Source organism: Amycolatopsis sp. 2-15 (assembly GCF_030285625.1).
Taxonomy (GTDB): domain Bacteria; phylum Actinomycetota; class Actinomycetes; order Mycobacteriales; family Pseudonocardiaceae; genus Amycolatopsis; species Amycolatopsis carbonis.
Genome location: NZ_CP127294.1, coordinates 7,646,444 through 7,665,521, shown reverse-complemented (window position 1 = coordinate 7,665,521; position 19,078 = coordinate 7,646,444). Strand labels below are relative to the sequence as shown.

Annotated in this window: 25 protein-coding genes; 16 read left to right on the top strand and 9 right to left on the bottom strand. The window is 69.5% G+C overall.

What is annotated here, in order from left to right; all coding sequences use genetic code 11:
- The first annotated feature begins 85 nt into the window (after positions 1–85).
- The gene (locus tag QRX50_RS37880; protein ID WP_285967875.1) at positions 86–553 is read left to right on the top strand and encodes an RICIN domain-containing protein; all 468 of its coding nucleotides are present in this window, start codon (positions 86–88) and stop codon (positions 551–553) included.
- Between the two features lie 121 nt (positions 554–674).
- Here QRX50_RS37880 and QRX50_RS37875 read toward each other — a convergent pair whose 3' ends face one another.
- Complete coding sequence (locus QRX50_RS37875) at positions 675–1,334, bottom strand: hypothetical protein (RefSeq protein WP_285967874.1); 660 nt, start codon at positions 1,332–1,334, stop codon at positions 675–677.
- Between the two features lie 161 nt (positions 1,335–1,495).
- On the opposite strand from QRX50_RS37875, the gene QRX50_RS37870 reads away from it, so the two are divergent.
- Positions 1,496–1,786: a hypothetical protein gene (locus QRX50_RS37870; protein ID WP_285967873.1), complete on the top strand. Its 291-nt coding sequence runs from the start codon at positions 1,496–1,498 to the stop codon at positions 1,784–1,786.
- Positions 1,787–1,899: 113 nt separating this feature from the next.
- On the opposite strand, the gene QRX50_RS37865 is transcribed toward QRX50_RS37870, so the two are convergent.
- Positions 1,900–2,106, bottom strand: coding sequence for an aldehyde dehydrogenase family protein (locus QRX50_RS37865; RefSeq protein ID WP_285967872.1), 207 nt, complete (start codon positions 2,104–2,106; stop codon positions 1,900–1,902).
- Between the two features lie 27 nt (positions 2,107–2,133).
- On the opposite strand from QRX50_RS37865, the gene QRX50_RS37860 reads away from it, so the two are divergent.
- Together QRX50_RS37860 and QRX50_RS37855 are read left to right on the top strand one after the other, a co-directional pair.
- Positions 2,134–2,433, top strand: coding sequence for an MDR/zinc-dependent alcohol dehydrogenase-like family protein (locus tag QRX50_RS37860; protein WP_285967871.1), 300 nt, complete (start codon positions 2,134–2,136; stop codon positions 2,431–2,433).
- 77 nt (positions 2,434–2,510) lie between these two features.
- Positions 2,511–2,813, top strand: a complete 303-nt coding sequence (locus QRX50_RS37855) for a hypothetical protein (RefSeq protein WP_285967870.1) — start codon at positions 2,511–2,513, stop codon at positions 2,811–2,813.
- A gap of 9 nt (positions 2,814–2,822) precedes the next feature.
- Here the strand turns inward: QRX50_RS37855 and QRX50_RS37850 are convergent, their stop codons facing one another.
- The 3 genes from QRX50_RS37850 to QRX50_RS37840 all read right to left on the bottom strand — a co-directional run bounded on the left by QRX50_RS37850 (position 2,823) and on the right by QRX50_RS37840 (position 4,954).
- The gene (locus QRX50_RS37850; RefSeq protein ID WP_285967869.1) at positions 2,823–4,142 is read right to left on the bottom strand and encodes a DUF4474 domain-containing protein; all 1,320 of its coding nucleotides are present in this window, start codon (positions 4,140–4,142) and stop codon (positions 2,823–2,825) included.
- The gene (locus QRX50_RS37845; protein ID WP_285967868.1) at positions 4,139–4,447 is read right to left on the bottom strand and encodes a hypothetical protein; all 309 of its coding nucleotides are present in this window, start codon (positions 4,445–4,447) and stop codon (positions 4,139–4,141) included. Before QRX50_RS37845 ends, QRX50_RS37850 begins: the two co-directional genes overlap by 4 nt.
- A 144-nt stretch (positions 4,448–4,591) precedes the next feature.
- On the bottom strand, positions 4,592–4,954 hold the full coding sequence (locus QRX50_RS37840) for an Lrp/AsnC family transcriptional regulator (protein WP_285967867.1): 363 nt from the start codon (positions 4,952–4,954) through the stop codon (positions 4,592–4,594).
- Positions 4,955–5,306: 352 nt separating this feature from the next.
- On the opposite strand from QRX50_RS37840, the gene QRX50_RS37835 reads away from it, so the two are divergent.
- The 6 genes from QRX50_RS37835 (at position 5,307) to QRX50_RS37810 (ending at position 9,792) form a co-directional block, all read left to right on the top strand.
- Positions 5,307–5,633, top strand: a complete 327-nt coding sequence (locus QRX50_RS37835; RefSeq protein ID WP_285967866.1) for a 2Fe-2S iron-sulfur cluster-binding protein — start codon at positions 5,307–5,309, stop codon at positions 5,631–5,633.
- Positions 5,634–5,728: 95 nt separating this feature from the next.
- Positions 5,729–7,012 (top strand): aromatic ring-hydroxylating dioxygenase subunit alpha, encoded by a 1,284-nt coding sequence (locus tag QRX50_RS37830; RefSeq protein ID WP_285967865.1) that lies wholly within the window; start codon positions 5,729–5,731, stop codon positions 7,010–7,012.
- Positions 7,013–7,133: 121 nt separating this feature from the next.
- Positions 7,134–7,508, top strand: coding sequence for a hypothetical protein (locus tag QRX50_RS37825; RefSeq protein ID WP_285967864.1), 375 nt, complete (start codon positions 7,134–7,136; stop codon positions 7,506–7,508).
- Positions 7,505–8,347, top strand: a complete 843-nt coding sequence (locus QRX50_RS37820) for a 3-methyl-2-oxobutanoate hydroxymethyltransferase (protein WP_285967863.1) — start codon at positions 7,505–7,507, stop codon at positions 8,345–8,347. The genes QRX50_RS37825 and QRX50_RS37820 overlap by 4 nt, the downstream gene beginning before the upstream one ends.
- A gap of 12 nt (positions 8,348–8,359) precedes the next feature.
- A complete protein-coding gene (locus QRX50_RS37815; protein WP_285967862.1) occupies positions 8,360–9,214 on the top strand; it encodes an alpha/beta fold hydrolase in 855 nt (284 codons plus the stop codon).
- Positions 9,211–9,792: a 2,3-bisphosphoglycerate-dependent phosphoglycerate mutase gene (locus QRX50_RS37810; protein ID WP_285967861.1), complete on the top strand. Its 582-nt coding sequence runs from the start codon at positions 9,211–9,213 to the stop codon at positions 9,790–9,792. Before QRX50_RS37815 ends, QRX50_RS37810 begins: the two co-directional genes overlap by 4 nt.
- Here the strand turns inward: QRX50_RS37810 and QRX50_RS37805 are convergent.
- Positions 9,773–10,213 carry an RpiB/LacA/LacB family sugar-phosphate isomerase gene (locus tag QRX50_RS37805; RefSeq protein WP_285967860.1) on the bottom strand — a complete coding sequence of 147 codons (441 nt, stop codon included), beginning with the start codon at positions 10,211–10,213 and terminating at the stop codon, positions 9,773–9,775. The genes QRX50_RS37810 and QRX50_RS37805 overlap by 20 nt on opposite strands.
- A 4-nt stretch (positions 10,214–10,217) precedes the next feature.
- A complete protein-coding gene (locus tag QRX50_RS37800; protein WP_285967859.1) occupies positions 10,218–11,177 on the bottom strand; it encodes an ABC transporter substrate-binding protein in 960 nt (319 codons plus the stop codon).
- Between the two features lie 72 nt (positions 11,178–11,249).
- On the opposite strand from QRX50_RS37800, the gene QRX50_RS37795 reads away from it, so the two are divergent.
- The 4 genes from QRX50_RS37795 to QRX50_RS37780 are packed head-to-tail and all read left to right on the top strand — an operon-like array spanning position 11,250 to position 15,088.
- A complete protein-coding gene (locus QRX50_RS37795; protein WP_285967858.1) occupies positions 11,250–12,395 on the top strand; it encodes a zinc-dependent alcohol dehydrogenase in 1,146 nt (381 codons plus the stop codon).
- Positions 12,392–13,102: a 4-carboxy-4-hydroxy-2-oxoadipate aldolase/oxaloacetate decarboxylase gene (locus tag QRX50_RS37790; protein ID WP_285967857.1), complete on the top strand. Its 711-nt coding sequence runs from the start codon at positions 12,392–12,394 to the stop codon at positions 13,100–13,102. Before QRX50_RS37795 ends, QRX50_RS37790 begins: the two co-directional genes overlap by 4 nt.
- Positions 13,099–14,097, top strand: a complete 999-nt coding sequence (locus tag QRX50_RS37785; RefSeq protein ID WP_285967856.1) for an amidohydrolase family protein — start codon at positions 13,099–13,101, stop codon at positions 14,095–14,097. Before QRX50_RS37790 ends, QRX50_RS37785 begins: the two co-directional genes overlap by 4 nt.
- A 4-nt stretch (positions 14,098–14,101) precedes the next feature.
- Positions 14,102–15,088, top strand: a complete 987-nt coding sequence (locus QRX50_RS37780) for a substrate-binding domain-containing protein (protein ID WP_285967855.1) — start codon at positions 14,102–14,104, stop codon at positions 15,086–15,088.
- Between the two features lie 2 nt (positions 15,089–15,090).
- Here the strand turns inward: QRX50_RS37780 and QRX50_RS37775 are convergent, their stop codons facing one another.
- On the bottom strand, positions 15,091–16,335 hold the full coding sequence (locus QRX50_RS37775; protein WP_285967854.1) for an NAD(P)/FAD-dependent oxidoreductase: 1,245 nt from the start codon (positions 16,333–16,335) through the stop codon (positions 15,091–15,093).
- 104 nt (positions 16,336–16,439) lie between these two features.
- Positions 16,440–17,174 carry a FadR/GntR family transcriptional regulator gene (locus QRX50_RS37770; protein ID WP_285967853.1) on the bottom strand — a complete coding sequence of 245 codons (735 nt, stop codon included), beginning with the start codon at positions 17,172–17,174 and terminating at the stop codon, positions 16,440–16,442.
- A gap of 178 nt (positions 17,175–17,352) precedes the next feature.
- Here QRX50_RS37770 and QRX50_RS37765 point away from each other — a divergent pair, with 178 nt between their 5' ends.
- Both QRX50_RS37765 and QRX50_RS37760 read left to right on the top strand, forming a co-directional pair.
- Entirely contained in the window at positions 17,353–18,225 is an 873-nt protein-coding gene (locus QRX50_RS37765) for an ABC transporter ATP-binding protein (RefSeq protein ID WP_285967852.1), read from the top strand.
- Positions 18,222–19,076, top strand: a complete 855-nt coding sequence (locus QRX50_RS37760) for an ABC transporter permease (RefSeq protein ID WP_285967851.1) — start codon at positions 18,222–18,224, stop codon at positions 19,074–19,076. The genes QRX50_RS37765 and QRX50_RS37760 overlap by 4 nt, the downstream gene beginning before the upstream one ends.
- Positions 19,077–19,078 lie beyond the last annotated feature (2 nt).

Genomic DNA, 19,078 nt, shown 5'->3' with positions numbered 1-19,078 from the left:
AACGTGTGTAGTGGGTTTGTAGAACGGCTCGATAAATTGCTTTTGAGGCCGGAAAACAAAACTCGACACGGCAAGGGGAGTTACCATGGAATTCAGGGGAAACCGCACGCGAATCGCCGCCGCGGGTGCCGCCGTCGCCTTCGGCTCCGCCCTCCTGGTCGCCGGGGCGACCTCCGCCCAGGCCGCGGGCAACTACCAGGTGATCAACGGAAACAGCAGCAACTCCTGCCTGCAGGTGAACATCTCCGGCGGCAAGGGCAACCTCGTCCTCGGCACCTGCGACCGCAGCGCGAAACAGGTGTGGCGCATCGCCGGCGGAATCTTCACCAACCCGGCCTCGGGCCAGTGCCTCGACGGAAACGGCACCGACGTCTACACCTACCCGTGCAACGGTGGCGCCTACCAGAAATGGACCACCACCGGCAGCAGCCCGACCTCCATCCGGCACACGCAAAGCGGCAAATACCTGGACGCCAGCGGAAAGGTCGGCGCACAGGTCGTTTTCCAGTCCACCATCGGTTTGGCGTCCCGCTGGGTGATCGACGCGGTGTGACGCCTGACTGACCCCGGCCCTGCGACCCACCGGTCGCGGGGCCGGACCTTTTCGGGACAGGCGAAGGGCATGCGGAAACGGGAATGCACTCCGTTGCACCCCAAGAAGGTGGGTGGCCCAGCTAGAGTTCGACGCTCTCCGCGACGCGGACCAGTTCGCTCACCGGGAGCGCGGTCTGGGTCAGCGTGTTGCCGGCCTCGGAATACACCGCGAACTCGAACCCGCCGGCCGTCCACGCCAGCCCGACCGCGGACCCGCCGCGTCGCACCTGGGCGCCCATACGCCCGACCCCGCTCGTCCCGTCCGCGGGCCAGTCGAGAACTCCGCTGCCGGGCAGGGCTTGGGTCACGACCAGGTCGCCGACACCGTCGTGGGTGTAGACGCGGCTCCACGCAACGGGGGTTTGCGGGCCCATGGGCGCCGCGGAGCTTTGCGTGTCGAACTGGTCGCGGTCGAATCGGAAACCCGCGAGAAGGTAGGCGATCGCCGCGAGCGCGGCGCCGTCGAAGTACTGGATCGGCGCTCCCGTCGAGCGATCCGTCAACGCGCGGCCGTCGAGCGGCCGCGTGAGCGTCGCGGTCTCGGTGACCGCGGCCAAGATCTGAGCGCAGGGCAGCGCCGCGCTGTCGCGGTTCTTGGCCGCGCTCAACGACACCGTGTCCTTGTTTTCCTGCGCCTCCAGGCGAATCGACCCGCAACCTCCGCCGGCGAGGCTCGCCATGACCACGACGGCACCCCCGAGCAGCGGCGCGACACGACCCCTGCGGACACCGTTACGCATCGAGAACCTCCGCGAGAATCGGGCCGGCCACTGCGTTTCCGGTGTCGACCGGGCGCGGTCACTCTAACTCGGCGGCACGTGGTCATTTTCGGCAAACCGCACAGATCTGTCGCGGCTTCTGGTTACCCTGGCGCGGACACAATCCGCAGGGGGAGAGGGATATGACGAAAACACTGTCGGTGAAGCTCGGAGTCGCGGTCCTGGCGACCGGGACGCTCTGTGTGGCCGGTGCGACGGCGGCCTCGGCGGCGCCGGCGTCCGCGGCCGCTCCGCGGACGGCGTTGAGCTGTGAGTTCTATCTGGCGGGGGCCGGATACATCGTCGGCCCGAAGTCGACGAGCGCCTGCAACACCGCTGCCCACGGTTTCCCGACCGTCTGCGAAGTCGGCCTGGAAGTCCTCGGGGTGTCCGCCACCGACGCGCGGCATGCTTGCGCTCTGGGCGCGCAGTGAACCGAGTCGTGCGGCCGGGAACCCACCGTTCCCGGCCGCACGACTGCGAATTCCTCGCCGCTGTCCCGGTGGCCACCGGTACACGACGTGCACCGCCTTGGTTTCGGTGAAGCTCAGCAGTTCTTCCACGCATTCCTCGGGCCGATGCCGGAGGACTTGAACCCGCCGAACGGGGTGCCGACGTAGTGGCGGGAGGAGCCGTTGATCCAGACGGCGGCGGTCAGGCCGTATTCGACGCCGTTGGCGATCGCCACGGCCTCGTCCTCGGTGTCGAACTCGAGGACGGACAGCAGCGGACCGAAGACCGCGGAGCCGCCCACGTCGTCGAGACGACAGGTGTGGTGCCGGTGCGGGACGAACGCCTCGGGGCCCTCGCTGTCGGCGGCTGCTGCGCCGTCGTCGGCGCACCCCGAACCGGCAGCCGCGGCAGCTTCGACGTCCCGAGGCTGCTGCCGGGACGGACGATCCGCGGCGTGACCCTCGGCGACAGCGAGCCGGAGACGTTCGTCTCCTTCCTCGTGGACGCCTACCGCCGCGGCGCGCTGCCACTGGAGCGCATCCAGGGCCGCTACCGTTTCGAGGAGATCAACCAGGCCGCCGCCGACGCCGCGTCCGGGAAGACGGTCAAACCGGTTCTGGTGTTCTGACCGTGCGGCCGCGGGGTCACCTGGTCCGCTGTGCGAAATGGGCCTTTTCGCCCGCTCCGGCCGGATAGGGTGTGGCCATGACTGAGTCGAGACGGGCCGGCGAGACGGCGGAAGAGCTGGCCCGCACGTTGCGCGCCCGCGTTAGGAACGCCGCGGTCGCCGTGTTGCGTGAAGGGCTGGAAGAGGTCGACGAGCGGTACGGCCGGGGCGTCGCCGACGAGGTCGCCGGGCTGATCGACGCCGCCGAGGTGTTCGCCGGTCTCGCCGACCGCGAGGTTCCGGCGCGGGGGAGCCGCGAAGGCCGTGTGAGTCGTGAAGGTCGGGGGAGGCGCGAAGACGACGACGAGCCGTGGGAGTTCAAGCCGCTGACCTCGTTGTGACCCCGCGGTTCACTTCTGCCAGTCGTAGCTGAGCACGGGCGGGTGGTCGGACACCTTCGTGACGCTGAGGTTCTCTTCGGGGTGCGCGGCGGCGTAGCGCGTCATCTCGTTGTAGATCCGGTCGCGCATGTCGGTGTCGCGCACCTCGATGGTGGCTCGCTGGCCCAGCTGGTCGGGGTGCACGCCCGGCTCGGAGCGGATCGCCAGGTTCCAGAAGTGCCGCTTGTCGGTGCCGTCGGCGCCCTGGCCGTCGTTGGTGAAGTAGACCTTGCCGCTCTGCTTGTCGTAGATCTGCTGGGTCACCTTGATCTGGTCGTCGCCCTGGGCGGCGGAGAAGTAGCCGGACGGATCCTGGGACCCCGAGTCGCGGGTGTAGAACCCGACTTCGCCGCCGAACGCGCCGCCGAACCCGTAGCTGCCCTTCCACAGTTCCAGCCGGTACTGCTTCCCGGTCTTGGGGTCGGTGAACTCCATGTTGTCGCCCTGGGCGCTGGTGCGGTCGAGGTCCGCGCCGATGAGCTTCTCCATCTTGTCGTAGATGTCGTGCCAGCCGAGGTAGCTCTGCACCGAGTGCTCGCCGGTGGTGTAGAAGTCGCCGCTTTCGACGTACTTGAAGCCGAAGTAGTCGTAGATCTTCTGCGCGACCTCGGGGTCGCGCATGATCGTGTCCCAATCTCCTTTGAGCAGCGCGAGATCGAGCTTCGGGTTCTTCGCGACGAGGGCGGCGAGGCCGGGGATCTCCCGCAGGATGATCGCCGCGATCTCGGCCGGGTTCCGTTTCTCGGAGCCGGCGAGCTCCCACACCTGGCCCGTTCTGTTGCGGAGCTTGAATCCTTCGGCGAGCAGGACCGCGTCGTAGGTGGTGACCACCCGCTGCAGATCGGCGAGCAGGACGAGGGCCTCGGCCTTGATGAACTTGTCCTGAGCCCAGGCCAACACGATGTTGCCCTTGCCGTGGGAGAGGTCGTTCCACACGTTGTCGAGCTTCGCCTGCAGTTTCTCGGCGTCCTCGCGGTGGCTCCTCGCGTCGGACTGCGCCTTGGCCAGCGCGTCGCGCGCGACTTCGAACGACTTCGCCGACTCCTCGAGGTCCTCGACCTGGTCCTCGCGGTTCTTCTTGAAGGCGTCCAGCGACGAAAGGGCCGACTCTCCGGCCCCGCCGTGCCAGCTCTCGCTCAGCTGGGTGCGGACGCTCTCCAGCAGCGCCTTGGCGTCCTTCACCGATTCCTTGGTGGCTCTGCACGCGCGGGCCCGATCGTCCAGCTCGGTCGTGCTGCCCTTTTCCACTTTGCCAGCGAGCTCACGGATCTTGTCGAACACCGCCGTCACCGGTCGATCCGTTCGAAACCGCTGTCCAGTGCCTTCAGGAAGACGCCGCGTGCTTCGTCGTCGCTGCTGTCATAACTCTTCGCCGCGTTGCCGATGGTTTCGACGAGACTTTCGACCTGCTGGCGCGCCGCGTCCAGATCTTCCTGCCGGGTCAGCAGCCAGACCTCGTAGTCGCCCGCGAAGCCACCGGCCCGATCGGTGCCGCCCACGTTCGGTGACCCCGGCGCGGAGAGCGCCGGTGGCGTCCCCTGGCCGAGCTTGGCCGCGGCGTTGCTGATGTTCTCGACATCGACCTCGAACCCCACAGAGCTTCCTTCCGCGCAGTCCCGCTCGCCAGGCGGAGGTCACCGGCGAGGCCGAGTGACATTCCGTGCCGGTAATGTAACACTCGTCCGGTCTGAGACGTCGGGATTCCGTTGTCGGTTCCCTGAGGGGCCAGGCGATACGGCTCACTCGATCACCAGGCGCCCCTCGTGGACCCGCGTGCTCGACTGCTTGAGCCGGCGCAGCACCGGCACCACCTCGACCTGCCGCACGGCCGGGAGCACGCCGACCTTGGTCGTCACGAAGGTGTAGAGCGCCTCACCGTCGCGGCACGTGACGGTGATCAGCAGGTTGGCCGCGCCGGTGACGGCGGCGGAGAACGTCGTTTCCGGGTGCAGCGACAACGCGCGGCCGGTGGCCTCGAGGTCGCCGGGGGTGACGGTGAGACACAGGTGGGCCGTGGCGTGGAAACCGAACAGCGGCGGCGCGAGATCGACCGCGACGTGCACCGCGCCGGACGTCAGCAGCTCCGCCAGCCGCGCCGACACCCGTGACTGCGGCCAGGCGGTCGCCCGCGCCCTCGTCGCCGATCGGCGCGCCCGGCCGATCGCACGCGGCGGGGTCCAGCACCGCGAGCCGGCCGGGGGTGAGCGGATCGTCGTAGGCCAGCCATTCGGCGTCGCTGCCGACATACATGTGCATCACCGCGAACGTGACGAAGCTCAGCACCTGGCTGTTCTCGCGGTCCGCGGCGGCGTCGCGCTGGGCGAACCGGCGGTGGGCGAAGTTGTCCATTGGCCTGCCCGCGTCCGGCAGGAGGCCGCCAGGCTCTTGGCGTCTTGCGCACCCGAAGCTAACCGGTATATTGGTAAGTCCATTAGTCAGCGGCTAGGAGTGGACATGCCGAAGGTCGTGTACGTCGACGACGCCGGCGAGGAGCGGGCGGTCGACGCCTCCGTGGGGGAGAGCGTCATGAGCGCGGCCGTGCGCGCGGGGGTGCCGGGGATCATCGGCGAGTGCGGGGGCTGCCTTTCGTGTGGCACCTGCCATGTGTGGGTGCGGGAGGAGTACCGGGATCAGGTCGGCGAAGTCGGCGACATGGAGGACGACCTCCTTGATCTCGCGGTCGGCGACCGGCGGGCCGGGAGCCGCCTCTCGTGTCAGATCGAGGTGACGCCGCAGCTCGACGGGCTCACCGTGGACGTGCCCGGGGAGCAGGTCGTCTGACCTCGGCGCGGGGAACTCGTCATTGCCAGTGGTTCAATGGTCTGATATTCAATCCTATAACGGCTTCGCGATCGCCGGCGTGAAAGGACTTCAGCGTGCTCCGAACAGAGATCAACGAACTGCTGACGCAAACCGGGCCGGGCACCAAGATGGGCGCTCTGTTCCGGCGCTTCTGGCAGCCTGTTCTGCTGGCCGAGGAGCTGCCCGCCAACGATTGCCCGCCGGTGCGGGTCAAGATCCTCTCGGAGCGGCTGATCGCCTTCCGCGATTCGGAGGGCCGGTACGGTCTGATGGACGAGTTCTGCGCGCACCGCGGCGTCTCGCTCTGGTTCGGCCGCAACGAGGCCGGCGGCCTGCGCTGCCCGTACCACGGCTGGAAGTACGACTACACCGGCCAGGCGATCGAGGTCCCGAGCGAGCCCGAGACCAGCAACTTCTGCGCCAACGTCAAGCTCAAGTCCTATCCGATGATCAAGCGCGGCGACGTGCTGTGGGCCTACTTCGGTGACCCCGAGGCGCAGCCGCCGCTGCCGGAGTGGGAGTTCGTGACCGTTCCGGAGGGGCAGGCGTTCACGTCGAAGCGCTTCCAGGAGTGCAACTGGCTGCAGGCACTCGAAGGCGGCATCGACTCCAGCCACGTCACCTTCCTGCACTCGGGCAGCCTCGACAGCGACCCGCTGTTCAAGGGCTCGAGGGGCAACGCCTACAACCGCGCGGACCTGAAGCCGTTCTTCGAGGTCGTCGACTACGAGGGCGGCTTGCTCATCGGCGCCCGCCGCAGCGCGGAGGAGGGGCACTACTACTGGCGGGTGACGCCGTGGGTGCTGCCGAACTTCACCATGGTCCCGCCGCGTGCCGACCACCCGATGCACGGCCACTTCTGGGTGCCGATCGACGACGAGAACTGCTGGGCCTGGAGCTTCGACTACCACCCGACCCGCCAGCTCGACAGCGAAGAGGTCGCGGCCATGCGGGCCGGCCTGGGCGTGCACAGCGCGAACGACGAGAACTACCGGCCGCTCGCGAACAAGGACAACGACTACCTCATGGACCGCGACGCGCAGCGGCGCGGCGAGACCTACTCCGGCATCAAGGGCATCGCGCTGCAGGACTCGTCGCTGCAGGAGTCGATGGGGCCGATCGTCGACCGGACCAAGGAGCGTCTCGTTGCCACCGACGCGGGCATCATCAAGGCGCGCCAGAAGCTCCGCAAGGCGGCGCTCGCGCTGGCCGAGGACGGGGTCGAGCCGGCGGGCAACCGGGCCCGGCACCAGAAGGTGCGCTCGGTCGCCGTCGTGCTGCCGGCCGACCAGTCCTTTGTGGACGGGATCGGTGAGGCGATGGTCGCCAAGCCGGGCGTGCGGCAGACCACGGTCTGAGACGGCGAGGAACGCGGTGTTGTCACGTGGTTTGGTCAGCAGTTGTGCCCGCGCGGCGACGGCCGAGGAAGCGGGATTCCGGATCGATTACCCGTTGTCAGCCGCCCGCAACACGCGGGTGGTGGCGCTCGACGACGCGGCGAAAGACATCGTCGAGCGAACCGCCGCCGAGGAGTGGGCGCAGGCGCGGTTCTACTCGGTTTCCGGCACCGGCGACGAGCTGGTCACCATGACCGGCGACCGGGTGGCGCTCGCCGATGAGCTCAGGGACAGCAACACGGTCGTGCTGGTGTCGACCACCGGCGAGAACGCCGAGGCGGCGGCCACCATCGGTGCGGCCTGCACGGTGCGCGGGATCATGACGGCCGGCCTGGTCGTGACCTCGGACGGGGTTGCGAACGAGGCGCTGTTCTCGCTGCGCCCGCACGCCCGGATCCTCTTGGTGCCCGCCGAGGAGGACGACCTGTTCGAACTGCTGAAAGCGACGCGCGCATGAGTCCACAGAGCGATCCGGCCGGCAAGGTCACCATCCCGGCTCTGCAGGCGATGAAGACGCGCGGCGAGAAGAGCGTCTGCATCGTCGCCTGGGACTACCAGATGGCGCGCATCGCCGACCGGGTCGGCGTGGACATCGTCTCGGTCGGCGACACCGTCGGGGTCAACCTCTGGGGGCAGCCGCATCCGCTCGAGATCACCTTCGACGAGGTGCTCGTGGTCGCGAAGGCGGCCCGGCGGGGAGTCCGGCGAGCGCTGCTCAGCTGCGACTTCCCGTTCGGCCCGCTGCAGCAGGGCACGGCCAGCGCCGTCGACGCGGCGATCAGGCTGGTCAAGAAGGCGGGCGTCGACCTGGTGAAACTCGACGGGGCCGCGGACTTCCCGGACGCGGTCGAGGCAGTCACCAGGGCGGGCATCCCGGTCTTCGCGCAGTTCGGGATCACGCCGCAGACCGCCCTGAAGTACGGCATCGAGTACTCCGCGGCCAGCGTCGCCCAGGTGCCCGACGAGATGCTGGACGAGCTGGTGGCGGAAGCCAAGCTGCTCGAATCGGCCGGCGCGGTCGCGCTCAACTTCACCAACTCCGGCCCGATGGTGGGGCCGGCGGTGGTCGACGCCGTGTCGATCCCGGTGCTCGGCGGGTTCGGGGGCGGTCCGTGGCTCGACGGGCGGATCCGCATGGCGACCGCGGCCATCGGCTACAACGCGGCCAACGTGGACAAGGACGTCGACACCTACGCCAACGTCGCGCGGATCGCGTTCGACGCGCTGACCGACTGCGCCGCGGACATCCGCGGGGGCAGGCAGATCCGTGGTGGCATCAAGGTGCCGCAGAGCTGAGGAGAAGTTCGCATGCCCGTGGTCGTGCTGGACGGGATCGCCACGCGTTACGAGACCGTCGGTGCCGGCCCGCCGCTGCTGATGTTCAGCCCGGGCGGCTTCGATTCCACTTTGGACAACTGGAGCGGCTTCGGGCGTTACCGCGATCTCGGCTTCCTCGACGCCTTCGCCGCCGACTACACCTGCGTGGTCTTCGACCGGCGTGAATCGGGGCGCTCGGGTGGCCGGGTCGAGCGGCTGGAGTGGCCGGCGTACACGCGCCAAGCACTGGGCCTGCTCGATCACCTCGGCATCGACGCGGCGCACACCATGGGCGGCTGCGTCGGCTGCTCGAGCGCGGCGGCGCTCGCCGTCGCGGCACCGGAGCGGGTGCGCAGCATGGTGCTGTTCTCGCCGGCCGGCGGGCCTCGCTACCGGATGGCGCAGCACCGCCGGTTCGTGCGCCACCTCGCCTACGTCGCCGAGCACGGGCTGCCCGCCGTCGTCGGCCTGGCCCGCTCGACGACCGCCGGCTTCAGCGCCGACCCGCGGGTGGGTCCGTGGGCCGCGCCGCTGCGCAGCGACGAGACCTTCGCGAAGGCCTACGCGGCCTTCGACCCGGCTCGCTACGACCTGCTCGTGACCGCCTCCGTGCGCGGCCTCTTCGATCGCGACACCGTCCCGGGCGTGGAGCCCGAGGACCTGATGACCTGCGACGTGCCCGCGTTGATCGTGCCCGGGCAGGACAGCTCGCACGCCCCTTCGGCCGCTCGTTACCTCCAGGAGTGCCTGCCGGTGCACGAATACTGGGATGTTCCGGTGGCCGAGCAGACCGCGAACACCGCGCCGGCGCGAGTCCTGGAATTCCTCCGCGGGCACGAGCGGTGACCTCGCTCGTCCTGCTTCGCCACGGTGAGAGCACCGCCAACGCCGGGGACCTGTTCGCCGGGCACCTCGACGTCCCGCTGACGCCGGCCGGTGTCGTCGAAGCGGGTGCCGCGGCGGAAGAACTCGCCGGCTGGTGTCCGGACGTCGTCCACTCCTCGCCGTTGGTCCGTGCCGCCGAAACCGCCGCGATCGTCGGGAGCCGGCTCACGCCGGACGTCGTGGTGGAGTACCAGGCGGCGCTCGTCGAGCGGCATTACGGTGCACTGCAAGGACTTCGGCGGGCCGACGCGCGGGCGCGGTTCGGCGCCGAGGCGGTGGAACGCTGGCGGCGCTCGCCGGCCGGGGTGCCGCCCGGCGGCGAGAGCCTGGAGATGCTGCACGAGCGGTTGCGGCCGTATTGGCGGGAGGTGTTGCTGCCACTGCTGGAATCGGGCCGTCGGGTGCTTGTGGTCGCGCACGGCAACTCGCTGCGCATGCTGCTGGCCCACGTGAGCGGCCTGGAGATACGGGAGGCGATCGGCGCCGAGGTGCCGACCGCCGTCCCGCTCCGCCCGGCGGTCAGGCTTCCAGCGCGGTGATCTGGTCGATGCGGTCCTGGTGCCGGCCGCCCTTGAACGGAGTCGACAACCACAACGCCAGCAGCCTTTCCGCTTCGTCGTCCGTGATGACCTTCGTGCCGATCACGAGCACGTTGGCGTTGTTGTTGCCGCGCGAGATCTCCACCATGAACGTGCTGTGCCCGAGTCCCGCGCGCACGCCCCGGATCTTGTTGCAGGCGATGACTTCGCCCTGCCCGCTGCCGCCGAGTACGAGCCCGGCGTCCGCGCGGCCGTCGGCGACCCGCCGGCTCACGTCGGCGCACAGCGGCGGGTAGTCGACGGTGTCCGTCGCGCTGTGCGAGCCGCGGTCGGACACCTCGTGACCGTGGGCGGTGAGCCAGGCGGTGAGGCGCTGCTTGAGGTTCACGCCGTGGTGGTCGGCGGCGATCGCGATCCGCACGGCCTCAGCCCACCAGTTGACGGGTCGCGGGCGCGAACATCGAGTCGACATCCACCGGTTTCGTCAGGATGTGTTGCGCCGCAGCCTGTTCGACGAGGAGGTCGAGGATCGCGCGGTTGGGTTCGATGCCGTAGGGGAGGGGGTCGGTGGTGGCGGTCTCGGCCATCACCCGGGCGTACATCCGGTCGTCGGCGGTGTCGACGACCCCGGTGCGCAACTGCTCGACGTAGCGGCGCTTGGACTCGGCGAACGCGTCGAACACGGCCTTCGCGGCGCCCGGGTGGGCGTCGAGTACCTCGTCCTTGACGACGACGAGGTGGTTGATCGGGTAGAAACCGCGTTCGCGCAGCGCGGCGAACCCTGCCTCGACGGGTTCGGCGATGAGGGGCACGACCTCGGGTGAGTCCACTTTGGCGTTGACGACCGCGTCCAGCTCGCCCGCCAGCAACAGGTCCCCGAGCTTCTTGCCGGAGCCGGCCGGCTCGACGTTCGCGGGCGGGCGGTAGGACTCCACGTGCTCGTCGCCGCTCAGGACCCAGGTGACCGAATCGAGGTCGAGGCCGTGCTCAAGCGCCATGATCGCGCGGGCCCAGACCCCGGTCGTGACCGTGTAGCCACGGTTCACGCCGACCCGCTTCCCCGCGAGGTGGCCCGGCTCGGTGATGCCGGAGTCCTTCCGCACGAGGATCGCACCGTGGTGGAACCCGCGGACCAGGAAGACGGGCAGCGCCGTGAAGCGCACGCCGTGCTCGCGCGCGGTGAGGTAGGTCGTGAGCGCCATCTCGCAGACGTCGTAGGCGAGCTCGCGGACCATCCGCCGGAACCCGTCGACGAGGACCGGTTCTTCCTTGAACGCCAAGGGAAATCCGGCCGGAACGACTTCTCCGGACGTCAGCGCGCGGTTGTTGCCCTGGGTGCGGGTCACGGTCAGCAGGTGCTCGGCCATCGGTCCTCGCCTCGTCATCGTGGAGTTACACCGTGGAGTGCGGTCTCGATGGTATATTGGGCTGTCCATTCTGCCAAAGAGGGAGATTCGATGGTCCAGACTGTGCAGGCGGCCGTCCGCGTCGCGCCGGGCACGACGGAGATGCAGGAGTTCGAACTTCCGTCGATCGACGACGACTCCGCTCTGCTGCAGGTGGAGGTCGCGGGGATCTGCGGGACGGACGTGAAGATGTACGCCGATCCGCCCGCGGTGATCCAGGGCCGGGTGATCATGGGCCACGAGAACGTCGGTGTCATCGCGCAGGCCGGGCCGCGGTTCAAGCGACGCCACGGGCTCGCCGAGGGCGATCGGGTTTTCGTCGAGCACTACGTCGGCTGCTTCAACTGCGAGTGGTGCCGGCTCGGCGAGTACCGGCACTGCGAGGCGACGGACTGGCGGACCAACCCCGACGGGCGGCGGTTCGGCTACACCTCCGCGGAAAACCCGGGCACGCTGTGGGGCGGGTTCTCCGAATACATGTACCTGCCGTGGAACTCCGTGCTGCACAAGATCCCCGACACGGTCACGCCCGAGCTCGCCGGCATGGTCATGCCGCTGTCCAACGGCATCGAGTGGGCGCTGCTCACCGCCGGGGTCGGATACGCCGACACCGTGCTGATCCAGGGTCCGGGCCAGCAGGGCCTGGCGCAGCTGGTCGCGGCCAAGACCGCGGGTGCCGCCAAGATCCTGGTTTCCGGGACCACGCGCGACAAGCACCGCTTCGACCTCGCGAAGGAACTCGGTGCCGACGAGGTCATCGACGTGCTCACCGAGGACCCGCGCGAGAAGGTCATGGACCTCACCGGCGGCCGCGGCGTCGACATCGTGCTCGACTGCACTTCACGCGCCGGCACGGCGCCGGTGCTGCTCGGCGTCGACGTGCTCAAGCGCCGTGAAGGCACGCTCCTCATGCAGGGTGAGCTGGCCGCGTTCCCGGACTTCCCGGTCAAGAAGGTCACCGAGAAGGCGATCACGATCAAGTCCGCGCGCGGGCACTCGTTCCGCGCCTGTGAGCTCGCCGTGGACCAGCTCGCCTCGCGCCGTTTCCCGCTGGAGAAGCTGGCGACCCACCGTTACGGCATCGACCAGGTCGACCACGCCATCCGCGTGCTCGCCGGCGAGACCGACGAGGACGCGATCCACATTTCCCTGATGCCCTCGCTGGTCGGCCAGGCCGGTGGGGCGGTCGTGCGATGAGCGGGGTCGTCGTCACGAATCCGCCCCGGACCGGTCCGGAGACGCGCGACGGCCTGGGTCGGTTCGGGGTCGCCACTCTGCACGAGGCGCAGGGCCGCACCGGGCTGATGGCGTCGTCGCTGAACCCGATCTGCCCGGGTGCGCACGTGTCGGGCACGGCCGTGACGGTGAGCGTGGCGCCGGGCGACAACTGGATGATCCACGTGGCCGTGGAGCAGTGTCAGGCCGGCGACGTGGTGGTGGTCGCGCCGACGTCGCCGTCGGACGCGGGCTACTTCGGTGAGCTGCTGGCGACCTCGCTCAAGGCGCGGGGCGTCCGGGGCCTGGTCATCGACGCCGGCTGCCGCGACATCGCCGAGCTGCGCGCGCTGCCGTTCCCCGTCTGGTCCCGGGCCGTGTCGGCCGAGGGCACGGTCAAGGAAACCCTCGGCTCGGTGAACACCCCCGTCGTCTGCGGCGGCCGGCTGGTCGAGCCGGGTGACGTGATCGTCGCCGACGACGACGGGGTGGTCGTCGTGCGCCGGGCCGACGCGGACGAGGTCCTCGCGGCCGCCACGGCGCGGGAGGACAAGGAAGCGCGCCTGCGGGCCCGCTACGCCGAGGGCGAGCTCGGCCTGGACGTCAACTCGATGCGCGAGCGACTCGCGCGCAAAGGCCTGCGGTACGTGGAGCACGACGAGTACCTCAGGCAGGTGCGCGCGAAGTGATCATCGACATCCACGGCCACTACACGACCGCTCCGCCGGCGTTGAAAAGGTTCCGTGACGCCCAGCTGGACGGTGAGCGGGCGGCACTGGCGCCGGTGTCCGACGACGAGCTGCGCGAAAGCGTCGAGGGTCACCAGCTCCGGGTTCTGCGGGACCGCGGTGGCGACCTGATGCTGTTCTCTCCCAAGGCATCCGGCATGGAGCACCACGTGCCCGACGTCGGCGTGGCGAACGCCTGGGCCCGCGCGTCCAACGACCTCGTGCACCGCGTCGCGGAGCTGTACCCCGAGCACTTCGCCCCGGTCGCGCAGCTTCCGCAGACCCCGGAGGGCAACCTCGGCGGCGTCACGGCCGAGATCCGCCGCACCGTGGAAGAACTCGGTTTCGTGGGTGTCAATCTCAACCCGGACCCGTCCGGCACCTGGGCGGGCAAACCGCTGACCGACGAGTCGTGGTTCCCGGTGTACGAGGTCCTGGCCGAGCTCGACGTGCCGGCCATGGTGCACGTCTCGACGGCGTGCAACCCGAACCACCACACCCTCGGCGCGCACTACCTCAACGCCGACACCAGCGTGTTCATGCAGCTGCTGCAGTCGAAGCTGTTCGACCGCTTTCCCGGTCTGCGACTGGTGATCCCCCACGGTGGGGGAGCGGTGCCCTACCACTGGGGCCGCTACCGGGGCCTGGCGATACGCAACGGCTGGCCCGACCCGGCCGAGCTGCTGCGCAACGTCTTCTTCGACACCTGCGTGTACCACCAGCCCGGGGTCGATCTCCTGCTGAAGGTGCTGCCCACGCCGAACCTGCTCTTCGCCTCGGAGATGCTCGGCGCGGTCCGCGGCGCCGACCCCGAAACCGGCATCGAATGGGATGACACGAAGCAGTACGTCGACCGCGCCGGCCTTACCGCCGAGGACTTGGCGGCCGTGTACGAAGACAACGCCCGCCGGGTCTACCCCCGGCTCGACCGGCGGCTCGCCGCCGCAGGAAGGTGATCCGATGAGCCGGCTGAACCTCACGTTCGCCTGCGGCGACTACGACCGCACGCGCGCCCTCGAGGACGGGTCGATCCGGCCCGACGGCATCGACCTGACGTACCTGCGGCTCCCGGTCGAGGAGACGTTCTTCCGCATGCTGCGCCACGGCGAGTTCGACGCGTCGGAGATGTCGCTGTCGACCTACGTCGCCTCGCTCGACCGCGACCCGGCGCCGTTCGTCGCGCTGCCGGTGTTCACGTCACGGATGTTCCGCCACGGCGGTATTTTCATCAACACCGCGGCGGGCATCGAGAAACCGGCCGACCTCGTCGGCAAGCGCATCGGCACGCCCGAGTTCCAGCTGACCGCGGGTGTCTGGATCCGCGGCATCCTCGCCGACGCGTACGACGTTCCGCTCGACTCGGTCACCTACCTCACCGGTGGCCAGGAAACTCCCGGGCGGATCGAAAAGGGTGCGGTCTCGACGCGCTTCGACGTCCAGCCGATCCCAGCGGACCGGACGTTGTCGGACCTGCTGGCCACCGGCGAGATCGACGCGCTGCAGAGCCCGCGGATCCCGAGCTCGTACGTCGCGGGCGACGGTCGCGTCGCCCGGCTCTTCCCCGACACCGTCGCGGCGGAGAAGGAGTACTACGCGGAGACCGGGATCTTCCCGATCATGCACGTGGTAGCCCTGCGGCGCGAGGTCTACGAGCGGCACCCGTGGGTCGCGCAGTCACTGACAAAAGCGTTCACGGCGGCCAAGAAGGAGGCGTACGCCCGGATCTACGACGCCTCGGCGCTGCGGTTCATGGAGCCGTGGCTCAACCAGCACCTGGAGGACGCGCGGAGCCTGCTCGGCCCCGACTACTGGTCCTACGGGCTGAACGCCAACCGGCACGTGCTCGACGTGTTCCTCCGCTACCACCACGAGCAGGGTCTCTCGGCTCGCCTGCGCACGGCGGAAGAACTGTTCGCGCCCGAGTCGACGGAGTCCTTCGTCATCTGACTTCAGGCCGCGCGCAGGAGCTCCTTCAGCGCCACCTCGGTGTCGGCCGCGACGTGGGGCGGGACGGTGCGGCCGGCCTCGAGCAGCTTGCGCACCGCCATGTAGTCGCGGGGCGCGTTGACGGCGTCGATCGCGACGAGCCGGCCGCCGCGGTAGTAGAAGAGCGAGAACCGTTCGGTGCCGGGGTCGCCCCGCAGCACGGTCTCGTCGTAGCCGCTGCTGATCCCGGCGATCTGGAGTTTCAGATCGGCCTGGTCGGACCAGAACCACGGGATGCCGGTCGCGGGAGCGGCCAGGCCGAGCAGGCTCGCGGCCGCCGTCTTCGCCTGCGCGATGGCGTTGGGTACGGACTCGAGGCGGAGGGTGCCGTGGTCGGGGTGCGCGACGATCGTGCAGTCGCCCGCGGCGACCACGCTGGGGGTGCTGGTGCGGGCGGACTCGTCGACCAGGATCCCGCCGGCGCACGCGAGCCCGAGCTGTTCCGCGAGCTCGGTGTGGGGGACCAGGCCGATCCCGACGACCACGACGTCGGCGGGGAGGGTGCGGCCGTCGGAGAGCCCGACGCCGGTCACTCGGTCGTGGCCGAGGAGCTCGGTCACCCCGGTGGACAGCACGACTTCGGTGCCGCGGCGCCGGTGGGCGGCGAGGTAGAAGCCCGACATCTGCGGCGCGACAGCGCGGGCGAGCAACCGGTCGGCCGCCTCGACCACGGTGACGTTGCGGCCGGCGGCGGTGGCGGCCGCGGCGGCTTCGAGTCCCACGAAGCCCCCGCCGACGACAACGACGTCGCGGGCCGACGCGAGGTCGTGCCGCAGCGCCATCGCGTCGTCGACATCGCGCAGGTAGTGGACGCCGGCGAGCTCACTCCCCGGGATCCGCAGGCGGCGTGGGGTGCCCCCGGTGGCCAGGGCGAGCCGATCGAAATCCACCGTCCGCCCGGACCGTGTGGCCGCGAAGCCGCCACCGAGCTCGGGATCGGTGAGGGTGATCGCGTCGATCCACTCACCTCGGACGAGCTCGATCCGCTGCGCCTCGTAGAAGTCCGGGCCCCGCAGCGCCAGCCGCTCCTCGGGCAGTTCGCCCTTGAGAAATGCCTTGGAGAGCGGAGGCCGCTGGTAGGGCAGCCGGTTTTCCCCGCCGAGCAAGGTGATCGGTCCCGAAGCACCCAGCTTGCGCAGCGAGGCGGCCAGCTCCACGCCCGCCTGGCTCGCGCCCACCACCAGGGTGCTGCTTCCCTTCACCGCCATGCCTTCACCACCCTGACCTCTGTTGGCTAGTCCATTAGACCTTAGCGGAAGGCAGCGTTCAGTGCGAGAGGCGTTCGGCGACGGTGGTGCGGGGTTTCCCGGTGCTACTCGACCTCGTGCGACACGCGTTGCGCGGTCCGGGCGATGTGTTCGCTCATGACCCGCTGGGCGGCCGCGAGATCACGGCTGCGGATGGCCTCGGCGAGCTCGCGGTGTTCGCCGGTCCCGCGCTTCCCCATGATGGGGGCCTGTTCGCGGGCCTCCCGCAGGGACATCAGGAGCGGGCCGTGGAAGCTCTGGATCAGCATCGTCAGCGCGGTGTTGTGGGCGCATTCGGCGAGCCGGATGTGGAACCGGGCCGAGATGTCCACTGTGTACTCGCCCTCGTCGACGGCGTGCTGCCCCTCCTCGACGAGCTTGAACAGTGCGTCGATGTCCTCTTCGGTCGCCCGCTCGACGATCAGGGGGAGGGCCCCGATCTCGACGATCTTGCGCGCCTCGGTCACCTCGCCGGCCGTGAGCACCGACATCGACAGGAGATCGGCGAGGCCCTCGCCGACGCGGTCCGTGCTCGGCGCGGTCAGGAAGGCGCCGCCGTGGGCGCCGACCCGGATGGTGACGAGTCCGGTGGCCTCCAGTACGCGAAGCGCCTCACGCACGGTCACCCGGCTCACGCCGAAGCGCTGGCACAGATCGCGCTCGCTCGGCAGTCGGTCGCCGGGGGTGAGGGAACCGTCGCGGATGAGTACCTTGATCTGGTCCACGATGACCTGGGACACCCGCGAGGTGCTCACGCGGCTGAAGAGGTCGTCCTTCTCGCCGCGCCCTGTTGCAGCCATGTCTCCACCTCGTCATGGTCGATGCCGGAAATGCACCGTAGTTTAACAGTTAATGGTCTGACCTTACGGTACCCGGCCTGGTCAGGGGCGGCCGCGCCGCTCCGGCCGGTCACGACCTGGCCAGAAAACTCAGTTGGACCATTGCTTTGGACTGACAATTAGTCCTACGCTCCCCTCCATGCTGAGCCGAGACAAGCCGGCACTGTCCAGAACGGCAGGCCGTGATGCTGCGCACATCGATGTGGGGGCCACGGGCAGGATCGCACACCTCGAGGCCCGAGGTGTCGCCATCGACTACGCCAAGCCTGGGTCGAAAGAGGTGACGACGGCCGTCGAGCAGTGTGACCTGAGCCTGGAACGGGGCGATTTCGTCTGCCTCGTGGGGCCTTCCGGCTGCGGCAAGACCACGTTGCTCAACGCGGTCGCCGGGTTCGTCGAGCTCGCCGAGGGCGATCTGGAGCTCGACGGGCGGCCGATCCCCGGTCCGGGACCCGACCGGGCGATGGTGTTCCAGCACGCCAACCTGCTGCCGTGGCGGACCGTCCAGGCGAACGTCAGCTACGGCCTCGAGCTCACGAAAAAGGTCAAGAAGCCGGCGGCCAAACAGCGCGCCGACGAGCTGCTGGAGCTGGTCGGACTGGCCGGCGTGGGGCAGCAGTACCCGGCGCAGCTCTCCGGTGGCATGCAGGCCAGGGTCAACCTCGCCCGCGCGCTCGCGGTCGAGCCGGAGATCCTCCTGCTCGACGAGCCGTTCGCCGCGATCGACGCGCAGACCCGTGAGGTACTCCAGGTCGAACTGCTCCGGGTGTGCGCCGCCCGCGACGTGACGGCTCTGTTCGTCACCCACGACATCACCGAAGCCGCGTTCCTCGCGGACCGGGTGTGCGTGTTCAGCCCGCGCCCCGGTCGCATCGTCAAGGAGATCACGGTCCCGTGGCCGCGTCCGCGTTCGCACGAGATCCGGCGGACGCGGGAGTTCTCGCAGCTGCGGGACGAGATCGCCGATGTGCTCTACGGCGCCAAAGCCGGCGCCGGGGAGGGAACCCGATGAGCGTCACCTCTTCGCCAAGGCCGACCTCGCGGACCGAATCCCGCCCGGCCCGGAGCCCTCGCGCGGGCCAGGCGGCCCGCCGCCGGCTGCCGTCCTGGCTCAGCGAGCAGCGCTTGTTCGGCATCGGCGCCGTCGTCGTCGTGCTGGTCGCGTGGGAGGTCGTCGCGCTGCTGCGGATCCAGCCGCAGCTGATCCTGCCCGGGCCGGTCGACGTCATCAACGCCTTCGGGGCGATGATCCAAGGCGGCCAGATCTGGATCGACCTGTGGACCAGCGCTCAGGAACTGCTCGCCGGCCTCGCGCTGGCGGTGGTGATCGGGCTGCCGGTGGGGCTGTTGATCGGCTGGTACAAGCGCATCGCCTGGGCGCTCAACCCCTTCGTCAACTTTCTCTACGCCACGCCGCGCATCGCGCTGACGCCCCTGCTGATCATCTGGCTCGGCATCGGTAGTTCCTCGAAGATCGCGATCGTCTTCCTGATGGCGCTGTTCCCGGTGCTCATCAACACCGCGCAGGGCGTCCAGTCGCTCGAACAGGGCACCGTGCGCGTCGCGCGGTGTTTCGGGGCGAGCGACCTCCAGCTGTTCCGCACCGTCGCCCTGCCCGGCACCGTCCCCTTCATCGCCAGCGGGATGCGGCTCGCGGTGGGCCAGGCGCTGATCGGTGTTTTCGTGGCCGAGCTCAGCGGCGCGCAGCACGGTGTCGGGATGACGATGAACACCGCCGGCCAGCAGTTCCAGACCGCCACGGTCTTCGCCGGCCTGGTCATCTTCGCCGCGGCCGGAGTGATTCTCACGGCCCTGCTGCGCCGGGTGGAGAACCACTACGCGGCCTGGCGCCTGAGCGACTGACG